Origin of the sequence: Halobellus rarus (genome assembly GCF_024494595.1) — an archaeon.
Taxonomy (GTDB): Archaea; Halobacteriota; Halobacteria; order Halobacteriales; family Haloferacaceae; genus Haloquadratum; species Haloquadratum rarum.
The window spans coordinates 163642-184674 of the sequence record NZ_JANHDI010000011.1 but is presented as its reverse complement, the minus strand read 5'-3'; the positions used below and the strand labels follow the sequence as shown (position 1 = coordinate 184674).

Sequence of the window (21033 nt, the reverse complement as noted above, 5' to 3'; positions counted from 1 at the left end):
TGTTTCTCTCGCCCTCGTGGGGTGGAGGCCAACAGAGATGGGTCAGTCTACGGATAACGACGAAGACGACGAGTTCCCGCCTGAGAAACGCCTCGAGGCGCCGAATCATCGCCTGATTGAGGCCGGAATCGCGACGATCCCCGATATGGAGACGCTCCGGGAATGCGTCGCGTACGAGAACGCTCACCAGAACCGCACGCCGATTCTGAAGCGACTCGACCGCAAGGCAGCTGATCTTCGTGAGGCCGAAAATGAGTGATGTAATTAACCAACGGAAACGGATAGCTCCCAGTATTGTTGGTTAATATATGGTTTATCGGCCTCTCTGGAGGGGCGCAGGGTGGCCAGCGGCGACCTTCACGAGTTGAGAAGATACGCAAAAGAAGAGAGACAACTGCTTTCGACAGTATGGATTCCATCGGGTCGACAATAATTTGAAGTATTCGATACTTTTTGCACTGTCACATGGAGTCCGATAAGGTAGCAGCCGTGGCAATTAATGTCGGGTCCCAGACTGGGGAGCCTCTCGGTAGGGGCCCGATTTTCGCCGATGGGTCGTTTGAGTACCTGCCAATTACCGAAAAGTATGAGGACGCTGTTGACTGGCCAACATATTCTGATATTGGTTACGACAAGAGCATTATTGCTGGGTCTGAGGATGCAGTTACACATTTTGATCCCGAATTCCCGGAACTTCCGGGCGGTGAGCATTACACGTTCGCTGATCCCGGGAGTACGAAGACCAGCCAATTAGAGAAACTCTCACAGGGGGATTACCTCTTCTTCTATGGAACGTTAGATTTCGAGAATGGAAGGCGGCAGCGGTACTGGATTAACGACGGCTGGGGCGGGTACGTATTCGGACATTTTCGACTTCAGCGGGATCCGATTTCCATCGAGGAATATCGGAACCTACCGGAGAATGAGCAATCTCCGTTTTCCAACAACGCTCACCTGCGCCGCCCCGAACAGGATTCCAACCTCCTGATGCTGCTTGGAGATCCTGACGAATCAGAACTGTACGACACTGCCGTACCACTTTCTCTCCCAGAAGGGTCGTTAGGACCCGATGAAAAGCGCATTCCGTTCTTCGATTCGGACGGAATCGACATCCACATGGTATGGTATCGAGGTCCAGTTCAAATGACCAAAGATAGAAGAGACGAATTACTCGAAGCCCACCAGACAGGTGACGCTCGACACCTGTACGGAGCGTCACTTTCGAGCGAGCCGGGGTTCAAGGATTTCGATGCAGAGCTCCGACCTCCCTCGTCGTTTTCCGACTTCGGCGCATTCATCGACGATCATAACCTCTCTACCGAACAAGAAGTGCTAGCAGCATTCTCTTATGTCTCTGGAGGATGGTCACTTGAAGTCCCCAAAGCTCTCGTTACTGATTCGGGCTTAGGTGTCCGGAGCCTCTCCGAATTAACAACGAGCGATGAAGTCCTGGAGACCCTATCGGGTGTTTTTGACGACCTTCACAACTCCAGCGGCTGGCCCCATGGACATCGTAGCAATATCCCACGAAATGCAGGTAGACGGCGTGAAACAGGAGAAAGATACGGACCCCACGAGGCAGAAATTCTTGTAGAATCAATGGCAACCTTCGCAGCAGATGTTAACTCCTCGTTTACCGACTTCCTTGATGACTTGGATCAGGATGCTCCGTTCTTAGATGCTCTAAAACAAATCAAGGAGAGCGTGTATTCCTTCCAACGACTGGCGGCATTCGATTTCCTTGAAGTGGTCGTACAAGCGCTGGATTACGAATGGCTAGCGCCGACCCAGCTCCGATACGAATATGTGAACTCAAACGGCCCTCGGCGGGGCTTAGAACACGTGTTTGGGCTGGACAGTGTCGGTGGCGCAGAGTTGCGGGAGAGGACGCAGTACCTGACCCGGCTTACCGCATACGCGTGTGAAGAGCGGGGTATGGGGCTTCCAGAGGCTATCTTCTCCGTCGAGTCAGCGCTCTGTAATTGTCAAAAGGAAAATAGAGGGGCTGCCGATACGACTGGATGTTAAGCCGACTTGTCCCGCAGAACCCATTTTTCGGGTGAGCGACTACACAAGGTAATGGACGAGTCGCCTTCCGCACAGACCCACTCTCGTATCTACACGGCGCCGCGAACGGATATCTCGCAGAACCAGGGCAAGTTTCGGATCCACTTCAACTTTCCCGGCCGTGCCGTCCCCGATCACGACGACCACGGGTACGGGCCCTTGGCGACCGTCGTCGAGTCGTTCATGGACCCCGGAACCCTGATCCGAATGCACCAGCACACAAACGAGGAGATCATCTCGTGGGTTCCCGACGGCGTGATGCGCCACGACGACCGCCAGGGCAACCAGTTGGCCACCGATCCCGATCATCTGATGGTGATGAACGCCGGCAGCGGCTTCTGGCATTCCGAGGAGACGCTCGCCGACGACCCGCCGCTACGGATGCTCCAGATCTTCGTCCGGCCACACAGCCTCGACCTCGACCCGGGCATCCAGCACGAGCCGATCCCCGACCCGGTCGCCGGCGAGTGGCGCCACCTGTTCGGCCCCGAGGGCACCGACGTCCCGCTGTACGTTCGGAACGACGTCGACTTCTACGACTGCCGCCTCGCCGCCGGGGCCACGACCACGCTCCCGTCGCAATCGGGCCGCCACACCTACCTGTACGTGTTCGACGGGGCCGTCGAGGTCGGCGATGAGCCGGTCGGGTACACCGAGAGCGCACTCGTGACCGGCGACGACGACGACGTGGCCGTCACTGCAACCGAGGACGCCACCATCGTTGCGTTCAGCATCAACCCGGACGCACCGGTCACGCGCCAGGGCACCATCGGCCGCTGAGACATCGTCGGACCGACTGTGGATTGTTTTTTCGCCCCCTGAGAGGGTGAGGGCTTCAGCGAACGCCCTCGCTGTCAGGTGATTTCCGTGAGTCAACAACAGTCTCCGAGCGATGTCTCGATCGACGAGATTCCCGTCGATATCGCGAACACGCAGTCCGGCGACGTCCACGCAACCGACGTTCCCGAGGAGATCCAGTCGCTGACCCGTGCGCTGGCGAGTACAGAGCCGCCGACGAACCCGCTCGTCGTACTGAAAGCGGCGCGCTGGTGGTACATTCACGGCAAGGGCGGAGCTGATCCTGCGTTTCAGTGGGCAGTCGAGTGGGCCCGCCACCTCGCGACCGACACGCCCAGCGACGTGGATCGGTTCGACGAGTTCCTCGAGTATCTCGTCACGGTCGGCTTCGCGGACGATACAGCCGAGCTTCGATAGCGTTCCTCGAGGTTGTTCATCCGCCCTTGAGGGGGTGCGGCGCGTTCTGAACTAGCGAAATCGCGTTAGTCAGATTCAGTGACCACTATGTCCACGACCAGAGACTCGTCGGTCTCCTTCGACCAGACCGACACGCGATCAGACGAGATGAACAGTACCATCGAACAGTGGATCGACGACCTCGTCGCCGGCGTCGACGACGCGCAGGCCAGCGAAGAGTTCCAAGAATGGCTCGACGTACAGAGTCGCTTCCACGACTACTCGTATCGAAACACGCTCCTCATCAAGCGGCAGTACCCGAAGGCAACCCGGGTGGCGGGCTACCGGACGTGGCAGGAGGAGTTCGACCGGCACGTCCAGGAGGGGGAGTCGGCCATCTGGATCTGGGCGCCGATCATCACGAAGCAGTGTCCAGAGTGCGAGAACTCGCCGAGCTACCACGAGGACAGTGACTGTGAGTACGACGAGACGCCGCCCGAGAAGTGGTCGGAGGGCCTCGTCGGGTTCAAGCCTGCGCCGGTGTTCGACATCTCTCAGACCGAAGGCGAGCCGCTTCCCAACCTGGACACGGAAGCGACCGGGGACGCCGGCGACCTCGTCGAACAGTTGACTGACGCCGCTGACGACCTCGGCGTGACGGTGCGAATTGTTCCAGCCGAGGAGTGGACGCACGGCGAGGCGAAAGGTATCTGCGAGCAGCTGAGTCTCGTCGATATGCAACCGCGGGTCGAAGTACGTGATCGGGAGAACGAGGCTGACCTTGCGCGGACGTTGATCCACGAGTACGCCCACGCCCTGCTTCATTTCCACGTTGACGACGACACCGAACGGTCGAAACGCGAAGTCGAGGCCGAGGCGGTCGCCTACGTCGTCGGGCGGTACTGTGGGTTGGACACCAGCGGGTCGGCGTTCTACCTAGCCGCGTGGGAGTCGGACGATCCCGAGATCGTTCGCGACCGTCTCGACCGGATCAGTTCCACAGCAGAAGAGCTCATCGACGTAGTCGAAGACGGCGCTTGAACCCTTAACCAACACTCGGTTCTACACCCACCAATTTCGTTGGTTAAGTCTGCTCGTCTCCGTCATCCGCGGCAGTCGCAAGGCTAAAGCAGGCCCGTGTTTATACTCTATGTAGGAAACGCAGGTATGAGTACCATAGAACAATCGCAAAATATACGGCAGGGCCTCTCGACTCGAGAAAGTCGACTCCTTGCACGACTCGCTGGCGCGGGTCACCAGATCATCTCCGTCGACGACATCGAGACGACGCTGGAGGTCCCCCCAAACACCGCCCGCGAGATCGCCTCCCGGCTCACCGAGAAGGGCTGGCTCGACCGGCTTTTCCCGGGCACGTATCTCATCATCCCACTCACAGCCGGCGAGGACGCCGTATACACGACCCACGAGTACCTCATCGCCGCCCACGTCGCCGAGCCGATGTACATCGGCTACTACAGCGCCCTCAGCCACCACGGACTGACCGAACAGGTCCCCCGGACGGTGTATGTCGTTACGCCGACCCGAGCGCAAAGCCGGGAGATCCACGGCGTCCCGTACCGCGTCACGACAGTCACCGAGCGGAAATTCTTCGGCTTTGAGCCAACATCGATCGAGGGCACGGCCGTTCAGGTCAGCGACCTGGAGAAGACGCTGGTCGACTGTGCGGACCACCCCGAGTTCTGCGGTGGCCTTCGGGAACTCGCAACCGCGATGCGAACTGCCGACGAACGGGATTGCGACTGGGACACGGTCGGCGAGTACCTCGAGCGTCTCGATAACGGCGCTGCGACCAAGCGGATCGTCTACCTCGCCGACCAGCTCGGCATCGACCTCCCCGCCCGCGAGGAGCTCGTCGCGTCGTTCACGAGTGGCTATTCCCCACTAGACCCGACGCGACCCGACACCGGGTCGACCAACAGCACGTATCGCCTCCGGATCAACGTCGAGTCAGCCACGCTGGAGCCGACGGAGTCCTGATCGCGATGATCAGTCAAGATCGGCTCCGTATTCTCGCTCGGGAACTGGGCGTTCGGCAAGGATACGCCGAAAAGAACTACGTCAATTCGTGGCTCCTCTGGGGTATCTTCACGAGCGACTACGGCGACAACCTCCTGTTCAAAGGTGGGACCGCGCTATCCAAACTGTATTTCCCGCAATCGTGGCGATTCTCGGAGGACCTCGATTTTGGCGTCGAAGGAGAGTACCAGGGGTCCAAACAGGAACTCCGAACGGTCCTCGATACGATTGCCGACCGCTCTGGCATCGAATTCGAGATACGGGAGCATCACGAATCCCAGCAGGAACACTACCCGACCCACTACGTCGACATCAGCATTCAGTACCGCGCCGTCCTCAACCACCCCAACACGACCAGCATCGACGTGATGGTCGACGAGCACGTCGCTTTCGATCCTGTTCAGCACACTCACGCGTACGAAGACGTGCCCGAATTCGACCTCCAAGCGTACAGCGTCGAGGAGATCTTCGCCGAAAAGCTCCGGGCGATCTATCAGCGCGGGGCCGCCCGTGACTACTACGACCTCTATCAGTTGCTCGAAACCGATTCGGTCACGATCAACTTTGCCGACGTGGGGCCTGCCTTCGAGGCAAAGTGCAAACACGATGGGCTCACCGTTGATCTGAGCGACGGACTTCCGGACGAGCAACAAGAAACGATCCGCCACCAGTGGGAGACCACGCTGCCGGACCTGACCGGTGATCCGCCGGCGTTCGAGATGGTCTGGGAACAGTTGGATACGGCGATCTCCCAACAGGGATCGTCGTAGGCAACGGCCGATATCGGTGTCGATGGCCGATGGGTGCCGCATCCGGAACTCTGGTGTTTAACCAACAACCTGGGATCTATGGCTGGTGCGTTGGTTAAGTTTTTGAGCGCCCGCCGAGGGGCGGAGGCGCATTCCAGCCTTCACCGAATCATGACAGAGCGACATCTTAGAGCTGTTCTGGTAGAAGCTGAGCGGGTTGCAGAACAGTACGACCAGGTCGCCAAAGCCAAGGATTCCCCTGCACACGAGTATCTCCGGTATGCCGTACTCCGACTCCTCGAAGGCGATGCCAACTCGATCCCCGAGGAGGTCCCGCAGGTTGATGGCGTGACGGTCAGATACGGCCGAGATCAAGCGATGTACGACAGCTGGGGTTCCGACGTCGAGTGGTGGGACACAGTACCGCCACAGGACGACTGTACGCGCTTTCGAGTATTCTACCCTGAGGACCAGACAACGGTTCCCCGGGTCATCCTCATCGTGATGGCCGCGCTGGGGGCATGGCGGGTCTGGGAAGGTAGTGCCGCTGACTGTGGCTCCTACGACCATCGAGAGCGACGAGAAGTCCACTTTCTCTGGCCGGAGGGGAACCTTGCGGAAGCACTCTTGGAAAACCGGATTCAGGAGACTGGCGGCGCTGTCGCTCCAGACGGAGGACAGGCGGGAGACGTTCGCGACCGAATGCTCGTCTCGGATGGCTCCACTTCGGCTGAGGATCTCGAGCCACGAACGAAACGCGCTGTCGAGGAAGCGATGACCGTCTCCCTACTCGCCAAGGGTGGTCGCTACGAAGTCCTGGCTGCGTCCGGAAATCGGTACGAAGTCGATATCATCGGGCAATCCTGTACCTGTCCCGATTGGCAGCAGCGCACGCCAGACGGTGGCTGCAAACATATGCGTCGCGTCGATTACGAAATCAAACAGGGGCAGGTCCCACGTCCAGATGGTCACCTTCCACTACAGGCGTAAGCTCCTGTCTTGCTCCTCAGTCGCTTCTGCTCGGTAGTTTACTCTGGAGTAAACTACTTTGGTCTACTCGGTTGAACACACGGATATGGACGATGGCCTTGGTAACGGTGAGAACACGACACCACGGGAACTCATTCACTTCGTTACTCAGCAGACGCGGTTCGCGCTGATCAACAACATCCTCCAGCATCCCGAGCAGCTCCCCTCGATGTACGAACTCGAGGAACTCAATCCCAGCGTGAGCGATGCCACCGTCTACAAGCACATTCAGAAACTCATCGACGCCGGCATCGTCAAGGAGGTCGCCCTGGACGACAACCAGCGCCAGCAGGGCTACCCTTGGAAGTTCTACGGTCTTTCCGAAGAGGGTCGGGAGTTCCTAGCGGAACACAACCTGCTCGCCGCTGAAGAGACGCTCCAGCAGATCTACGACACTATCGCCGATAAGCCCGAGAAGATGGTCAAGTACGAGAACGCGCCCCGTCCCGACGATATCTAATGGGGCGTTCTATTCCCGAATAGTTTGCTAGATGATATCCCGTTAACCAACAAATCTATGCCGATACGCCCTTTGTTGGTTAATACGAGGCGACCGCTGATGTCCTACGAGCCACCGACGCCGCCGGCGGAACTCCCGACAGGTATCGTCAACACACTCAACGGCTACTCTCAGGACCAACTCCAGCACGTCGCACGCTACGCCGAGGAGTTGGCAGAACACAAAGCTCGCGAGTCCCTCCTCGAGGAGGAATCGGATGACGCCGGGATTGACGAGCGGCCGGACGATCTTCCGGACGATGTCCCGTCGAAGGCCACAATCACGATTAAGGAGATCAACAATAATCGCTACTACTACTACTGGCAGTGGCGGGATGGAGACCAAGTTAAATCCAAGTATAAATCACCAGTTAATCCCGACGAGTAGGACGGATGACTGACGCGATCTTGGGGTCAACACACCCCGTGTGCGATATGAAATTCTATTATTTTGACCCTTTTCCCGTGCCGGTGAAGACTACATTATGATTTCGCCCTCAGACAAACCGACCAGCGTAATGATATGCCGTCAGAACAGGAAGGACAGATCACCCCGGGTGTCGAGTGTAAATGGGTGTTAAACTGCGTTCCACAGCGTATAGATGCCATATGAAAATTCTCGGGATGAGCCATCCCGAGAAACAGAGTGAGACACCCCAACTGTCGAGTGTAAAATTATGAATTATCCGTTAGGCGAGAACCGCTGATCAGTTTCAATAGCACTTTGTACGACTTCAGGCTCCTCAAGGAGGTAGTAGAAATTGGTCATCCCCTTGCCACGGCCACGACCAACTCGATCTGTGACACCAAGAATATCGAGAAAGGCCTGTTCGTTCAACCGGTCAGACATCCGCCTTTGTGAGAGAGGGTCAATATCCAGCGATTCAGTGAGTTGCTCATATCGTTCATAGATTTCACGGGTGGGGAATTCTTCCTGTTTGCTCCCGTCCGCAAGCAATGAAAGAGCGTACACTGCAGCTTTCGATTGTGTTGGCTGGTCTTGAAGCAGCTTAGAGAATCGATCGACATCCGCTTTCTCACGCGCATTTCGGACATGTTCTTCCCGGACAACGTCACTATCATCGTCTTTCGCGAGCTCACCTGCATTTCGAAGAATGTCTAGTGCCTTTCGAGCGTCACCGTGTTCCTGTGCAGCAAACGCAGCCGCAAGAGGAATCACGTCACCGGTAAGAGCTCCTTCGCGAAATGCATCTTGACGATGACGCATAATTTCGCGAAGTTGGTTTGCGTCGTAGGGCGGAAAAATAAACTCACGCTCTTGGAGACTACTTAGGACTCGCTCATCCAGGGAATCTTTAAACGAGATTTTGTTGCTAATCGCGAGGATCCCTACCTTACATGAATCAATCTTTCCAGCTTCCCCAGCTCGGGAGAGTTGCATTAGCACGTTGTTCTCTTGGAGTTTGTCGACTTCATCAAGAATGATGATAACGACGTCGTGGAGGGTATCGAGAATCTGCCAAAGACGATCGTAGTACGCATTCGTCGATAACCCAGAAAGTGGTACGGAGACATCTGTTTCATCTGGTCGGTTAAATATTCGAGCGAGTTTGATAACGACCTGTGTTTCTGTCGTTGCTTGAGTACAATCGATATATGCGCGATCGAGTCTCGTACCCTGCTCGTGAGCAAAATTTTCGGCACTTTGAGTAACGTGTTTAGCCACGAGACTTTTTCCAGTCCCTGTCTTTCCGTAGATCAACGTATTTCTAGGCTTTCCACCCCTGATTGCAGGATGAATACTGTTGGCAAGATTAGATATCTCATCCTCACGTCCAATAATCCGCTCTTCGTCTGGAATATGTTCGATGTCGAGGAGTTCTTTGTCAGCAAAAACCGGATCCTCGCTTTCCCAAATTGAGTCGAGAGAACTTTGTTTCTCGTTACTCATCTGAATAATCGACCTCGGAGCGTCCGCCTCATATTACACACGACAGTCGGTATACCATATAAAACTATGTCTTCACCACACACCACCCGTCGAGTGTAAATGCTGTAATACACTGCTTACAGGGACTAGAAGGCAGGAATAGGAGAGTGTATTTCAGGAAGAAGGAATAATAGATCGCCCCTCCAGGTGTCGAGTGTAACACTGGTAACTTCCCGATGTTTCAGTTGGCGAGAAACGTACGTGCTTGAAGACACACACCCCGGGTGTCGAGTGTAAATTGTCCACGGTAGCTGTGTCAGCTCTACTCACCCATCGTTAAAGCGTACAGAAAGGCGGTTAACACGAGAATGTATACCGTGAACAGCTAAGAAAGAGGTTCTAAGACGGTTACTAATCATCTGATATTCTGCTGAAAGGTCCTGTCTTCTTCTCTGTCGTTTGCTTATAAAAGAGATACTATTAATATCTATAGCACTCTAAGGCTTCTTATAGCGCCTAATTCCTGATTTATTATTGCCTGCATAATAAAATATATAAACTGTTTATAGATAGTAGTAGTAAGACTGCTATAAAATAGGATATTAAGGCTTCTTGTCCGAGAAAGCGCCATCTAACAATACCGACTGTATCGAAGACTACCGAGTAGCAACCCACCGACCTGTCGATTTACACTCGACACCCGGGGTGTGTGTGGTACCGTTCACAGTCTACAAATCCGAATGATGGGAATTACATCGAAATTAACCAACAATTGTTGGTCTTTACGGATGAGAAAGGGAGATATCCTCGGAGAATGTTTCTCTAGCGTTGTGACACAACCAGTTGGAACGCAAATGGAGTTAGAAGCGCGGCGACGGCTTGCCGTCGCCTTGCTTCGGCTAGGTCACAGCGTCTCCGAGGTTGCACAAGTTGTTGACGTCTGGCCTAGCTCGGTTTATCCCTGGAGAGACGCCTACGAAGCCGGTGGCGACGCTGGCCTCACCTTAAACCCGGTCAAAGGCGGCCCGTCGACAAAGTTATCGGACGAACAGCTGACAGCGCTTGCGGCCCTCCTCGAAGAGGGGCCGCAAGCCTATGGGTTCGATACTGATCTCTGGACGCTCAAACGCATCGTGATGGTGATTGAACAAGAATTCGATGTCTCTGTCGGCCAAACAACAGTCTGGCGATATCTCCAGAAAATGGGCTGGAGTTGCCAGAAACCCGAGCAACGCGCTCTCAAGCGCGATGCGAACGCGATTCGTCGCTGGAAACAAGAGATGATCCCGACACTTGAAAAAAAGCGCGAGTGAACGACCTTGCACTCGTGTTTCTCGACGAGAGTACCGTCTGAATGCAGTCCACGGTTCGACGAACGTGGGCACCGCGTGGAAAAACACCAATCCACCGAAACTCGGGAAGTTGGCAAAGTATACGTGCGATTGCAGCCCTGACAGTCGCACCGAAAACCGGTGAGGCCGTCTTGGATTATTGGCTCTCTGAGAAAAGCGTCGATAGCGAACAAATGGCGTTCTTGCTACGCGATTTATTCAACCAACGAGGACAAGATTGTATTCTCATCTGGGACAATTACCCGGCGCACAAACCGACAGCAAGAATGATGACAACACCTGGATGGCCGATGGCTCCCAAGGTCGCCATCGACATCCAGTACCTCCCGACATACGCGCCAGATTTCAATCCAGTCGAACAGGTCTGGAAATCGGTGAAATACGACGACCTTGCGAACTACGTGCCCACGGATCTCGCCGCGCTCAAAGCGCGACTCGATCGATCACTCCGATCAGTGCAAGACCGACCAGAACTACTCAGATCCTTTGTCAGATGGGCTGGGTTCGACCTTGATGAGTCGCATTGGAGGTGAAAAGACCAACGTATGTTGGTTAATACGTAGCAGTGACCGCTAGCCTGCTACCGATATGCTGTGAAAGCCGGCCTCTTTGACAAACCCCTTCGCTTCACTCTTGAAGATATACGCGCCACAATTTGGTTACATACCGCATATCCCGGTCTTTAGGCGCTGTCAGAGGATTCAGACAAATTCGAGGGGGTCCATTCGGAAACCTCGCCGTCGTAGAAGGCATCATTGCTCGGGAGATCATTCTTGAGTTCGGGTATGGCGGACGTCTGGTCAATCGACGCTCGGAGGAGTTTCAACCGCCTCGCCTCGTTACGGCCGAGAAGCGCTTCGACGGTCTCATAATCAACACGGCCGTCGTAGTAGACGTCGCTCAGTCGTCGGCAGAATTCCCCGTCGGTTGTGAGTTCTTCGAGTTTGTCTTTCAAGGCGTTGAGCAGAAACCGAGTCCGCGAGGTATCGAGGATTTCAACGGCGCTGTCGACTCGTTTGACGCGGGTATTCGGAGCGTCGAATTCGACGCAGGTTCTCTCTCCGGTCATTACTCTACGTGATTGGGCTACGCGCTAACCGATGCTTCATCCCCCGAGAATTCGGTTAGCGCTGTCCCAACCGACGCCGCAGAAGATCGGTATCGACTCCGCGGCACGGGACGACCGGCCGCTCTTCCCGACACAGTCACCGATTACGAGATGACAGCTGTCGTCGACGAGCGCGGGTTCGTCTGGATGTTCGAGGCCGAATTTAGCATCCCCCGCGACAGTGATAGCGACGTCACCAGTGGTCGCGACCGCGTTCGCCTAACGTGGACCTACGACCGTATCAACACCACCGAAGTCCAGATCCAATCCCGGCTGTGAACATACGAGACCGCCGCCCCACATTCGTTGAGCTACCCTCAGCGCGACGACACGTCCAAAATCAAAAGCGTGCGTACATCCGTTGAGAGCGGTTACATCGACAGTGAGTGACCATCGAATCGCCACACGGCTATCCAGTACGCGAAAACTACGATGATGACTGCATCGAAGACGAGGAGACTGCCAGCAGTGAGTCGGAACGAGTCGATAATGACAGATTAGTCGAGATCATCAGTTACCTCAATACCAGCTTCGACTAGACTCTCCCTGAGGTCGTGGGCTATAGGTTTATCAGTGATCACCATATCAACGTCTGAAAGGTCCGCAAACTGAATAACAGACCGCGCGCCGATCTTCGAGTGATCAGCGACGACAACCACTCGACGACTATTTTTGACCATTAGTTCCTTTATCCTGGCAGCATCGTTGAATACCGTCGTTAGCCCATCAGAATGGATTCCTTCTACTCCGATGAAAGCCAAATCAAAATTCATCTGTTCGATAGCTTCTTCGGCGAGTCGCCCAACCAAGAAATTATGATCTTCGTTATATCGTCCACCGGTGAGGAAGACTTCTGTTTCTGCTTCCGCAAGTCGTGATGCTACAGGTGGATTATTGGTGACTACGGAAATATTGTAGTCTTTGGGAATTTCGCTTCCAATTGCCTGTGTCGTAGATCCGGCATCAAGAAGTACTACTTGTTCGTTATGTATTTCTTTTACAGCTCGTTTTGCAATAGTCTCCTTAGCCTCTCGGTTCTGAATCGTCCGTCGTTCGTAGTCTGAAAGACGTTCAACAACTGGAACAGCGCCCCCGTGAGTCCGGTTGATCGAATTTCTATCTGCAAGTTCATCTAAATCACGTCGCACCGTCGTTTCGGATATATCCAGTTCTTCAGCTAATTCTGAAACGGTACACCCATTTTCTTCTATAACGAGTTCGACAATATATTCTCGACGCTTTTCTGGTAGCATTACCTAATGTTTTAGCGAGATAAATATAAAATTGTCTTCTACCATACGCGAGGGTGTCAACCTTAGCGTGAAGGAAGCGGCCGAGCAAGGGTAAGTAGGTGACTCAGCAATGATTGGCCTCGTGGTTGAGAAAGCACGCGAGGAAAAAAATATTTTCGCGTGAAGGTACGCCGACGGAGCAGCGTGTTGAGGCAGCGTTCTTGTCTCACGCCGGCTTGTCGTATCGCCGCGTGGAGAAGGTGATCGGGCGGTCGTATGAGGCCGTGCGCCAGTGGTATCACAAACTGGCGCACCTGTTCGATCCCGTCCCCGATCACCACTCGACGGTCGCAATCGATGAAACGAAGCTGAAAGTCGAAAAGACCGAGGTCTACGTCTGGGCAGCGATCGATGTGGAGACGTTCGAAGTCGTCCACATCGAGGTCTCGCCCGGGAGATCTGACCTCGACGCGTTGCTGTTCATCAAGCAAGTACTGAAGCGATGTCGCGGCGATCCCGTTGTACTCGTCGATCGCGGTCCGTGGTACAACTGGCCGCTTGACGACCTTGATCTTTGTGAGTCACGCCGAGAAACGTGGGGGAACGGTCTCTCGTCGAAGCGTGGTTCGGCCTGCTAAAATACCGAACCAGCTCTTCTACAACCGGTTCCCCCCACTATAGCTCCTGGAATCGGTCGACCGCTGGGTCAAAGCCTTCGCAGCATTTCACAATGCGATCTTCTAACCTTGACACCCTTCCGATTGGATCGTGACAGGTTTATGAATAGTTCTTGATCGGGGTTCGTAAACTAGGTTAAGAAGTGGCTGAACTTGAGTGAAGGGTGGCACTTGTGTGACAGTCATATATGAAATGTTTTGGTAATATGGTTCTAGCCGCGAGCGTCCACCCCAACCATAGTATTGCTGTCTACTATCCCTTAGACCATCTGATAGCACTCATACCCGCATAATAGACTGGTATTTATGTGAATCAAATTCGCGGAGCGCCCCCATTTACGTTTCTATTCTTGGTCAAATGACCTCCATATTGAATATGTCAGAGATCAATTCTTCCAAAATTAAAGTATATTTATTGATAAATATTTGTCGGTTGTTTTCAACAGCACAAGTTCATTGACGGTAGTTATACCGACTGGGAGTATTGATCAATTATAATATATTTTTCTGACATAAAGTAGGTTGAGATGTACAATCCATACTAATAGGAGATGGCTATGGGCGTACTTCGGTGAAGGCCTCTAGTGGGAGAGGTAAAACGGCCCTTAGTTTTGCGAATATTCTGGTCGGGTTAGCGATCTGTATTCGGACTCAAAAGCTCTATCCTCTCACACGTCCCAGACGTCGTCTGCCGACTTGCCGTCGTGGACAATCCCCTCAAGTGCCCTAACAACGCTTGTAGGATCATCTGTTTTCCAGATCGATCGACCGATCATTATTCCCCGAGCGCCGGACGCAATTGCCCCCTCCACGCCTGTAAGCATCTCCAGGGTGCTACCGGTATTCGGTCCACCGAGGATCATAACTGGAATTGGGGCATTCTTGACGATGGGCTCGAAAGTTACAGGATCACCGGTATACGGTAACTTCAGGATATCTGCACCGTACTCCCAGGCCATTCGCGCAGCCCGTGAAACGTATTCCGGATGGGTCTCAAGTTCTGTCGGCACACGACTACCCCACATTACGGGTTCCACCACGAGCGGAATATCTGTTCCACGTAGCTCTTCGGCCATCTTAGCAATATATGAGAGATTGCGGACGAACATCTGTCTATCGTCGCGACCAAAGACGAGGACGATCTTCACGCCCTTCGGATCAAGATCCAATAGCAACTCTGTGTCGAACCCTGGGGTCCAGATATCTTGACCGTCGTCGAATCCGGGCCTTGTCGAACTGGAAACGATATCTGCCGTCACGACCGTGTCTACACCGGCATCTTTGATTAGGGCATTGTAGTGCCGTGCAAAGTGAGGGCCCACCAAAACGGCATCTGGTCCACCTTTCAGAATCGACTGCAACGTTGCTTCGGGATCACGAAAGCCCTCCGCTGCACCGAGACTGAGTCCGTGGTCGATTGCTGCGACGACAGAATTACCTGATTTCGTATCTAGCAGGTCGTATTCACTCATCGGAGTATACCTTTCTATCGAACGAACAGAGAACAAGTACTAAAAGATTAGGGTTCAGATTTAAGACATTGTTCAGATTAGCTGATTGAAGCAGACGGCGAACGCTTGCAGCCAGGTTTCTGCGGTGTTGGGATCAGCGTGTCTGAAGTGGTTCGCGAAGGCTTCAGTTCGGCGTTTCAGCTCTTTGAAGACGCGTTCGACGCGTTGCGATTCCCGTGGGTGACGTGTTGGAATCGGAGCGAGTGGCGTTGGCAGGCCGCCTGCAGCCGGGGTGCGCCATCGACCAGAAACATCTCGGTCAGCGCGGAAGTTCTGGTCGGGAACAGCCGCACGTGCAGCAGGCGATTCGTGTCGGGGTCGACCGCAGCAAACAGCCAGTAGCGCTGGTCATTCACGCGAATTACGGTCTCATCAACCACGACGTACTTCGGATTCTGCCCCTCTGTTGGCTGTAGATCGGCCTTCTGAATCCAGTTGTGAACGGTCGAGCGACACCGATCGACACCCAGGCCAGCGAGGACTGAGACGGTATCCGACAGCGATAATCCCGCCAAATGCAGTTGGATACCCAGACTCATCGCCGGCTCGGACGTCGCCTCTCGCTCCACAAACTCTACTCCGGAAAGTCGCTACATCCGATGAGGCGGTCTGGTTCTTGCATAGGCACCAACGAACTACGACCGCCTCACTTTTTGATCTTATCTGAACAGTGCCTGGCGTACAGCTGATGGCAGAAGCAGTGGCATAATTTCTGACTGGTCCGTGTCCATTTCAGAAGTCCACCGGATGGGCAGACAGAATTGAGTTGGCGGAAGTAGATCGGCAACTAACGCCCTAACCAGCGGTGAAGTTAGGTATCCAATTGTAGTTCCGGGCTTGTTGCTGTGGAACAAAGTCCCGGTTCCTGATGAGTTAGCTGCCGAGCGGTCGCATAAAGCAATCTGTAGATAAGCAAGGCGAATTGCTTAGGGCTTGACTCAGAGACGGTTGGCATCATAAGATCGCCATTTCGACCTGATAACCTTGATCCGAATGGATGTTAATCGAACTGGATTGAATAGCTCACAACACTGTTCACTCTGACACGGTAGATTTCAGGCCTCTGGTGCGTGAGAAGCCTCCACTCCAACGCCTTTTGATTTCAGGGTTTTGCCGTGTTCATCGAAGAGATAGAGATCATCCAAGTCGAATGTGATCTGCACATTTTCACCCGCACTGTACTCCTTCGATGACCCTGTACGGCCTGTCCATTCTTGTCCGGCGACGGAGAAGTAATGATAATTATCGCTCCCCATCGGCTCAAAAACATTCACTTCGATGCCCATCGTATTCTTGCGGTCGTCTTCTGGATTAACAAAGACGATATCTTCGGGTCGGACACCGGCAGTGACAGAGTCACCCTCGGCGAGTCCAATATGGTCCGCCATCTCCGGTGGAAGGCGGTATTCGAAGTCTGTTTCAGAGCGAGTATTTTTCAGCACGACGCTATCCGGACCGACTTCCACGTCCACAGCGACACAGTTCATCGATGGTTCCCCGATGAACTCTGCAACGAAACGGTTCGCGGGGTCTTCATATATCTCTTCAGGAGTCCCGACCTGCTGGATCTGGCCTTCGTGCATCACAACGACTCTATCAGCCATAGTCATAGCCTCTGCCTGATTGTGGGTGACATATATTGATGTCACCTCAAGCTCCTGCTGGAGCCGTTTTATTTCAGTCCGCATCTCATTCCGGAGTTTAGCGTCGAGGTTTGACAGAGGTTCGTCGAAGAGGAATGCCTCGGGATATCGAACAATAGCCCGTCCGAGCGCAACACGTTGTTGTTGGCCACCGGAGAGTTCCTTCGGTTCTTTATCGAGCAGCGGTTCAATCCCCAAGAGGTCGGCAACTTCATTCACCCGGTCATCAATTTCTGACTGATCCAGTGTCGTGGAGAGTTTCAGTCCAAATCCAATATTTTCCTGGACAGTCATATGGGGATAGAGGGCGTAATTTTGGAACACCATCGCGATATCTCGCGTTCTCGCAGATCCCCCAGTCACATTGTCCGATCCAATATAAATATCGCCATCAGATGGTGTCTCTAACCCAGCGACCATTCTCAGCGTCGTACTTTTGCCCGATCCTGAGGGTCCAACGATGACCACGAACTCCCCATCGTTGATATTCAGGGAGATGTTGTCGACCGCGACGATATCTTCGTCGAAGACTTTGCTTACGTTGTCAAGTGTTACTGAAGCCATAGTTTGTGTAATGTGTTGTTGTAAACTGGTATTTTAGCTACTGTCTTAATACCTGTGACCGTTATTCTTTGACTGCACCCATACTCAGACCACTGACCAGGTAGTCACGAACGATATACCCGAACACGGCGACAGGGATTATCACGAGTGTCCCTGAAGCGAAAATCGTTCCCCAGCCTAAGCCTCCGAGTGATTGCATAGAGGCTACTGCAACCGGAAGTGTCTGTGTATCCTGCCCGGTAAAGACGAGAGCGAAGAGGAAGTCATTCCAGGCAAAGATGAGAGAAATGATTGCTGTTGCGCCGAGTCCTGGAGCGGCCAACGGAAGTGAAACGTATCTGAACGCTTCCCACCGGGTCGCTCCGTCGACTATTGCAGCTTCTTCAATCGAGACAGGGATCTCGTCGAAGAACGACCGCATCAACCAGATAGCGAATGGCACGTTGAATGTGCTGTATACGATAACGAGCCCGACACGGGTGCCGAGAAGGTCTGCGTATCTGAATAGGAACCACAGTGGGACGATGACAACGGCCATCGGAGCCATACGCGTACTGATGATCCAGAATGCGAGATGCTTTTTGCCGCTGATATCGGTTCGGGAGAGTCCATACCCACCGATTGCGCCAAAGAATGTCGCAACCGCGGTGCTAGCGACAGCAACGATGACACTATTCGTGATATTGCTGACAACGGGTGTATCTCCAACCAACACATCGTGATAGTTTGTGAGATTCGGGTCGAAGATAATCGTGGGAGGCATCTCAAACATTCCCGTCTGATATTTTAGTGACGAGAGAATCATCCAGACGATTGGAACGAGAGTCCAGAAAGCGAACAGCATTAAGAATAGATACGGCAGCGCTCGACGAAGAGCGGTTCCCATTCCAATATCCATTTCGCCCGTAGACGTTTCACTCATCGCCGGCACCTCCCATGATAGCCTCTACGAAGAAGAGGCCCATCAATATCGTGACTACTAGCATAACCACTCCGAGAGCCGACCCCGTTCCAAGATTCCCGAACCGTAGCGTCTGTTCGTAGACGAAGTAACCGATGATCTTCGTGCTGCTACCGGGACCGCCTTCTGTGGTGATGAAGATTTTTGTGAAAAACCGCATCAAGTCCATCGAACGGAGAAGAAGCGCTATCACAAATGCGGACTGCAACATCGGGAGTTCAATATATCTGAACTCCGAAATGAAGGACGCCCCATCGACTCGCGCAGCCTCATAGAGGCCTTGTGGGATCGACTTCAGTCTCGCCAACAAGATTAGTGAGACCAAAGGCGTCCACTGCCAAGTATCCATCACGATAACTGCAATCATAGCCCCAACCGAGTCACTAAACATCGGTGATTGGGTATAGAATCCAAGTTGGTTGAGCAGATACGTATAGAGTCCAAACGAAGGGTCAAGAAGGAAAGCCCAAAGGAACCCGACGATGACTGGAGCGATCAGCATCGGCATCAGAACGATGCTGGTGAGTAGGTCGTCGATATACTTCACCCGATCAAGAGCTACCGCCACCATTGTCCCTAGCGATATCTGAAGGCCAAGTGAAACGAATAGGTAGATCCCCGTCACTCGCCACGATTCGATAATTGAACTATTAGTGAATATTGCTCTGTAGTTCTGTATCCCGGCAAATGTGGCTGTATCAGTCGGCGAGAGTACCCCTTCCATAACTGAGAGCCACAACAAAGTAACCAGCGGGATGATACTGAGCACCCCGAGCACGAGGATGCTCGGGAGTAGAAGAAGCATCTCAAACGAAATTGGGAGCCTTTCTATAAACGATTCCTCTGTCGACTTGAGGTGATCCCGTTTGGCGTCTTCGAGACGGGTGATGTTCTCTAAATTGACCATACGCTTTTGTATGAAATACTCTGATTAAAAAATATTATCATTAGTGTCAGTCGAGAAGCGAATGCGGATGTGCTACGACTGCTTAGCTGAGGGTGCCCGACCAATCTTCGTCCACTGCAGACAGCGCATCCGACATAGACTGCCCACCTGTCAGGGCCGAATTGACATTCGAATACACAGCGTTGTTAAGTTCCGGCCATCCAGCTAAGTGAGGGCGTTGAAGCGTGTTTTCGGGTTTCCACGCCTCGAGCACAGGTGGAACGATCGTGGGCGTTTGGCTCTCGGTACCCGGTTTCTCGCGTTCAGCCACGATTTCATCCATCTCATACACAGACGCTCGTGTCGGAGCGCCACCGCCGTTCATCACCGCCCGACGCTGAACGTCTGGCGATGTCGCCCACGTGATAAATTTCCACGCAGCGAGTTTCCGGGAATCGCTGATTGCACCGTTGATGCCGAGACCCGTACCTCCCCAGAGATTTCCGCTGCGCTCGGATCCGGAGGGAGCAAGTGACCATTCAATTTTGCCGGCCACTTCGCTGTTGTCCGGGTTCTGCAGAACGGGATTGAACACGGTCCACTGGGGACACATCGCAACCTCACCGTTTGCGAACGCAGAGTTCAGGTCATTCCAATCCCAAGAGGTGCTTCCTGGGTGTGCGACCTCAATAATTTCTTTGTATGAGGTGGCGAGATCAGTATTGGTGCTGTAGCTTGGAGTGACATTCTCGCTTGCCGGATGATTCCTGAGGTTTTCGAGCGTCCCGCTGTAACTGCCACCGTCCCACTCAAACGACGTGCCCCCGTTTGCCCAGAAGTATTGGTGGAAGTCACACTGCAATGCATCGTGTTGTGCCGCCTGATGACCGATCCCGGCTTCCACCTCGTCAACATTCTCATTCATCCACTCACCCATCTGTTTGTACTCTTCGTACGTGCGCTCCTTACCGGGCTCAAACGGGAATCCAAGGTCACTCTCAGCTTGGTCCTTGTACTGATCTATGATGTCTTTTCTGTAGACCAGCATCAGCGTGGGACAATCGAACGGAAGCGTATACAATTCCTGGTCGGACCCGAATCGACCAGCACCCACGACGTGGACATCTTGGAAGTCATCAAGTCCGTTCGGGATATCTTTTATCTCTGGATCGTTCGCCAGGGGCCCGAGTGGTTGAAGATTTGGGTAATATGTCGATGCAATTTGGTAGGGATCCGAGTGTGCAACGTCGTACTGTCCAGCTCCCGATCGAAGATCTTGGGTGAATTTTTCTTGATAGTTATTGAACGGGAGGAAGGTGGTTTCCACTGTGATTCCGGTTTCCTCTTCGAACTCTGGAATCAGATCTTTGATCGCCTGACTTGAGGCATAGTCCTGGGAGATCCAATTGATTTTGTCTGCAGGTTCGGAGGCGTCAAGAACCCCTGAGGAACTTCCACCAGAATCTCCAGCGGTTCCGCCACCGTCGCCGTTCCCACCTCCGCCTGAACAGCCGGCCAGTGAGGTTCCGATTAGTGTAACCCCTGCCGCGCCCGCTTTCTGTAAAAACCGCCGCCTGTTTTTAGAACTAACCCTCTCACTGGTCTGGTCGGATTTGACCATACGCATCTCAATG

22 protein-coding genes and 1 pseudogene are annotated in these 21033 nt (G+C 53.7%); 14 read left to right on the top strand and 9 right to left on the bottom strand.

What is annotated here, in order from left to right; genetic code table 11:
- Window positions 1-37: 37 nt before the first annotated feature.
- The 10 genes from NO876_RS13910 (at window position 38) to NO876_RS13865 (ending at window position 7962) form a co-directional block, all read left to right on the top strand.
- Window positions 38-259 (top strand): DUF8129 domain-containing protein, encoded by a 222-nt coding sequence (locus tag NO876_RS13910; RefSeq protein ID WP_256422266.1) that lies wholly within the window; start codon window positions 38-40, stop codon window positions 257-259.
- Between the two features lie 206 nt (window positions 260-465).
- The gene (locus NO876_RS13905; protein ID WP_256422265.1) at window positions 466-2028 is read left to right on the top strand and encodes an Nmad3 family putative nucleotide modification protein; all 1563 of its coding nucleotides are present in this window, start codon (window positions 466-468) and stop codon (window positions 2026-2028) included.
- A 51-nt stretch (window positions 2029-2079) separates the two neighbouring features.
- On the top strand, window positions 2080-2847 hold the full coding sequence (locus NO876_RS13900) for a pirin family protein (protein ID WP_256422264.1): 768 nt from the start codon (window positions 2080-2082) through the stop codon (window positions 2845-2847).
- Between the two features lie 87 nt (window positions 2848-2934).
- Window positions 2935-3282, top strand: a complete 348-nt coding sequence (locus NO876_RS13895) for a DUF8013 domain-containing protein (protein WP_256422263.1) — start codon at window positions 2935-2937, stop codon at window positions 3280-3282.
- A gap of 87 nt (window positions 3283-3369) precedes the next feature.
- Window positions 3370-4302: an ArdC-like ssDNA-binding domain-containing protein gene (locus NO876_RS13890; protein WP_256422262.1), complete on the top strand. Its 933-nt coding sequence runs from the start codon at window positions 3370-3372 to the stop codon at window positions 4300-4302.
- 126 nt (window positions 4303-4428) lie between these two features.
- Entirely contained in the window at window positions 4429-5259 is an 831-nt protein-coding gene (locus tag NO876_RS13885; RefSeq protein ID WP_256422261.1) for a type IV toxin-antitoxin system AbiEi family antitoxin domain-containing protein, read from the top strand.
- A gap of 5 nt (window positions 5260-5264) precedes the next feature.
- Window positions 5265-6068, top strand: coding sequence for a nucleotidyl transferase AbiEii/AbiGii toxin family protein (locus NO876_RS13880; protein ID WP_256422260.1), 804 nt, complete (start codon window positions 5265-5267; stop codon window positions 6066-6068).
- A gap of 150 nt (window positions 6069-6218) precedes the next feature.
- Window positions 6219-7037 carry a hypothetical protein gene (locus NO876_RS13875; protein WP_256422282.1) on the top strand — a complete coding sequence of 273 codons (819 nt, stop codon included), beginning with the start codon at window positions 6219-6221 and terminating at the stop codon, window positions 7035-7037.
- An 85-nt stretch (window positions 7038-7122) separates the two neighbouring features.
- Window positions 7123-7536: a helix-turn-helix domain-containing protein gene (locus NO876_RS13870; protein WP_256422259.1), complete on the top strand. Its 414-nt coding sequence runs from the start codon at window positions 7123-7125 to the stop codon at window positions 7534-7536.
- Between the two features lie 99 nt (window positions 7537-7635).
- Window positions 7636-7962 (top strand): DUF6788 family protein, encoded by a 327-nt coding sequence (locus tag NO876_RS13865; RefSeq protein WP_256422258.1) that lies wholly within the window; start codon window positions 7636-7638, stop codon window positions 7960-7962.
- A gap of 294 nt (window positions 7963-8256) precedes the next feature.
- Here the strand turns inward: NO876_RS13865 and NO876_RS13860 are convergent, their stop codons facing one another.
- Window positions 8257-9486: a Cdc6/Cdc18 family protein gene (locus NO876_RS13860; protein ID WP_256422257.1), complete on the bottom strand. Its 1230-nt coding sequence runs from the start codon at window positions 9484-9486 to the stop codon at window positions 8257-8259.
- 833 nt (window positions 9487-10319) lie between these two features.
- Here NO876_RS13860 and NO876_RS13855 point away from each other — a divergent pair.
- Window positions 10320-10778: an IS630 family transposase gene (locus tag NO876_RS13855; protein WP_256422256.1), complete on the top strand. Its 459-nt coding sequence runs from the start codon at window positions 10320-10322 to the stop codon at window positions 10776-10778.
- A 41-nt stretch (window positions 10779-10819) separates the two neighbouring features.
- Entirely contained in the window at window positions 10820-11350 is a 531-nt protein-coding gene (locus tag NO876_RS13850; RefSeq protein ID WP_256422255.1) for a transposase, read from the top strand.
- A gap of 149 nt (window positions 11351-11499) precedes the next feature.
- On the opposite strand, the gene NO876_RS13845 is transcribed toward NO876_RS13850, so the two are convergent.
- Window positions 11500-11886: a hypothetical protein gene (locus tag NO876_RS13845; protein WP_256422254.1), complete on the bottom strand. Its 387-nt coding sequence runs from the start codon at window positions 11884-11886 to the stop codon at window positions 11500-11502.
- A gap of 150 nt (window positions 11887-12036) precedes the next feature.
- Here NO876_RS13845 and NO876_RS13840 point away from each other — a divergent pair, with 150 nt between their 5' ends.
- Complete coding sequence (locus NO876_RS13840; protein WP_256422253.1) at window positions 12037-12204, top strand: hypothetical protein; 168 nt, start codon at window positions 12037-12039, stop codon at window positions 12202-12204.
- 218 nt (window positions 12205-12422) lie between these two features.
- Here NO876_RS13840 and glpR read toward each other — a convergent pair whose 3' ends face one another.
- Window positions 12423-13178 carry an HTH-type transcriptional regulator GlpR gene (gene glpR / locus NO876_RS13835; protein ID WP_256422252.1) on the bottom strand — a complete coding sequence of 252 codons (756 nt, stop codon included), beginning with the start codon at window positions 13176-13178 and terminating at the stop codon, window positions 12423-12425.
- Window positions 13179-13408: 230 nt separating this feature from the next.
- Between glpR and NO876_RS13830 the strand changes: the two genes are divergently transcribed.
- On the top strand, window positions 13409-13795 hold the full coding sequence (locus tag NO876_RS13830) for a DDE-type integrase/transposase/recombinase (RefSeq protein WP_256422251.1): 387 nt from the start codon (window positions 13409-13411) through the stop codon (window positions 13793-13795).
- Window positions 13796-14502: 707 nt separating this feature from the next.
- On the opposite strand, the gene NO876_RS13825 is transcribed toward NO876_RS13830, so the two are convergent.
- The 6 genes and pseudogenes from NO876_RS13825 to NO876_RS13800 all read right to left on the bottom strand — a co-directional run bounded on the left by NO876_RS13825 (window position 14503) and on the right by NO876_RS13800 (window position 21020).
- Window positions 14503-15306 (bottom strand): class I fructose-bisphosphate aldolase, encoded by an 804-nt coding sequence (locus NO876_RS13825; RefSeq protein ID WP_256422250.1) that lies wholly within the window; start codon window positions 15304-15306, stop codon window positions 14503-14505.
- Window positions 15307-15378: 72 nt separating this feature from the next.
- Window positions 15379-15967 (bottom strand): annotated as a pseudogene (locus tag NO876_RS13820) (IS6 family transposase).
- A gap of 433 nt (window positions 15968-16400) precedes the next feature.
- Window positions 16401-17552 carry an ABC transporter ATP-binding protein gene (locus tag NO876_RS13815; protein WP_256422249.1) on the bottom strand — a complete coding sequence of 384 codons (1152 nt, stop codon included), beginning with the start codon at window positions 17550-17552 and terminating at the stop codon, window positions 16401-16403.
- 61 nt (window positions 17553-17613) lie between these two features.
- On the bottom strand, window positions 17614-18474 hold the full coding sequence (locus tag NO876_RS13810) for a carbohydrate ABC transporter permease (protein ID WP_256422248.1): 861 nt from the start codon (window positions 18472-18474) through the stop codon (window positions 17614-17616).
- Window positions 18467-19420, bottom strand: a complete 954-nt coding sequence (locus NO876_RS13805) for a carbohydrate ABC transporter permease (RefSeq protein ID WP_256422247.1) — start codon at window positions 19418-19420, stop codon at window positions 18467-18469. Before NO876_RS13805 ends, NO876_RS13810 begins: the two co-directional genes overlap by 8 nt.
- An 82-nt stretch (window positions 19421-19502) precedes the next feature.
- Window positions 19503-21020, bottom strand: coding sequence for an extracellular solute-binding protein (locus tag NO876_RS13800; RefSeq protein WP_256422246.1), 1518 nt, complete (start codon window positions 21018-21020; stop codon window positions 19503-19505).
- Window positions 21021-21033: the final 13 nt, after the last annotated feature.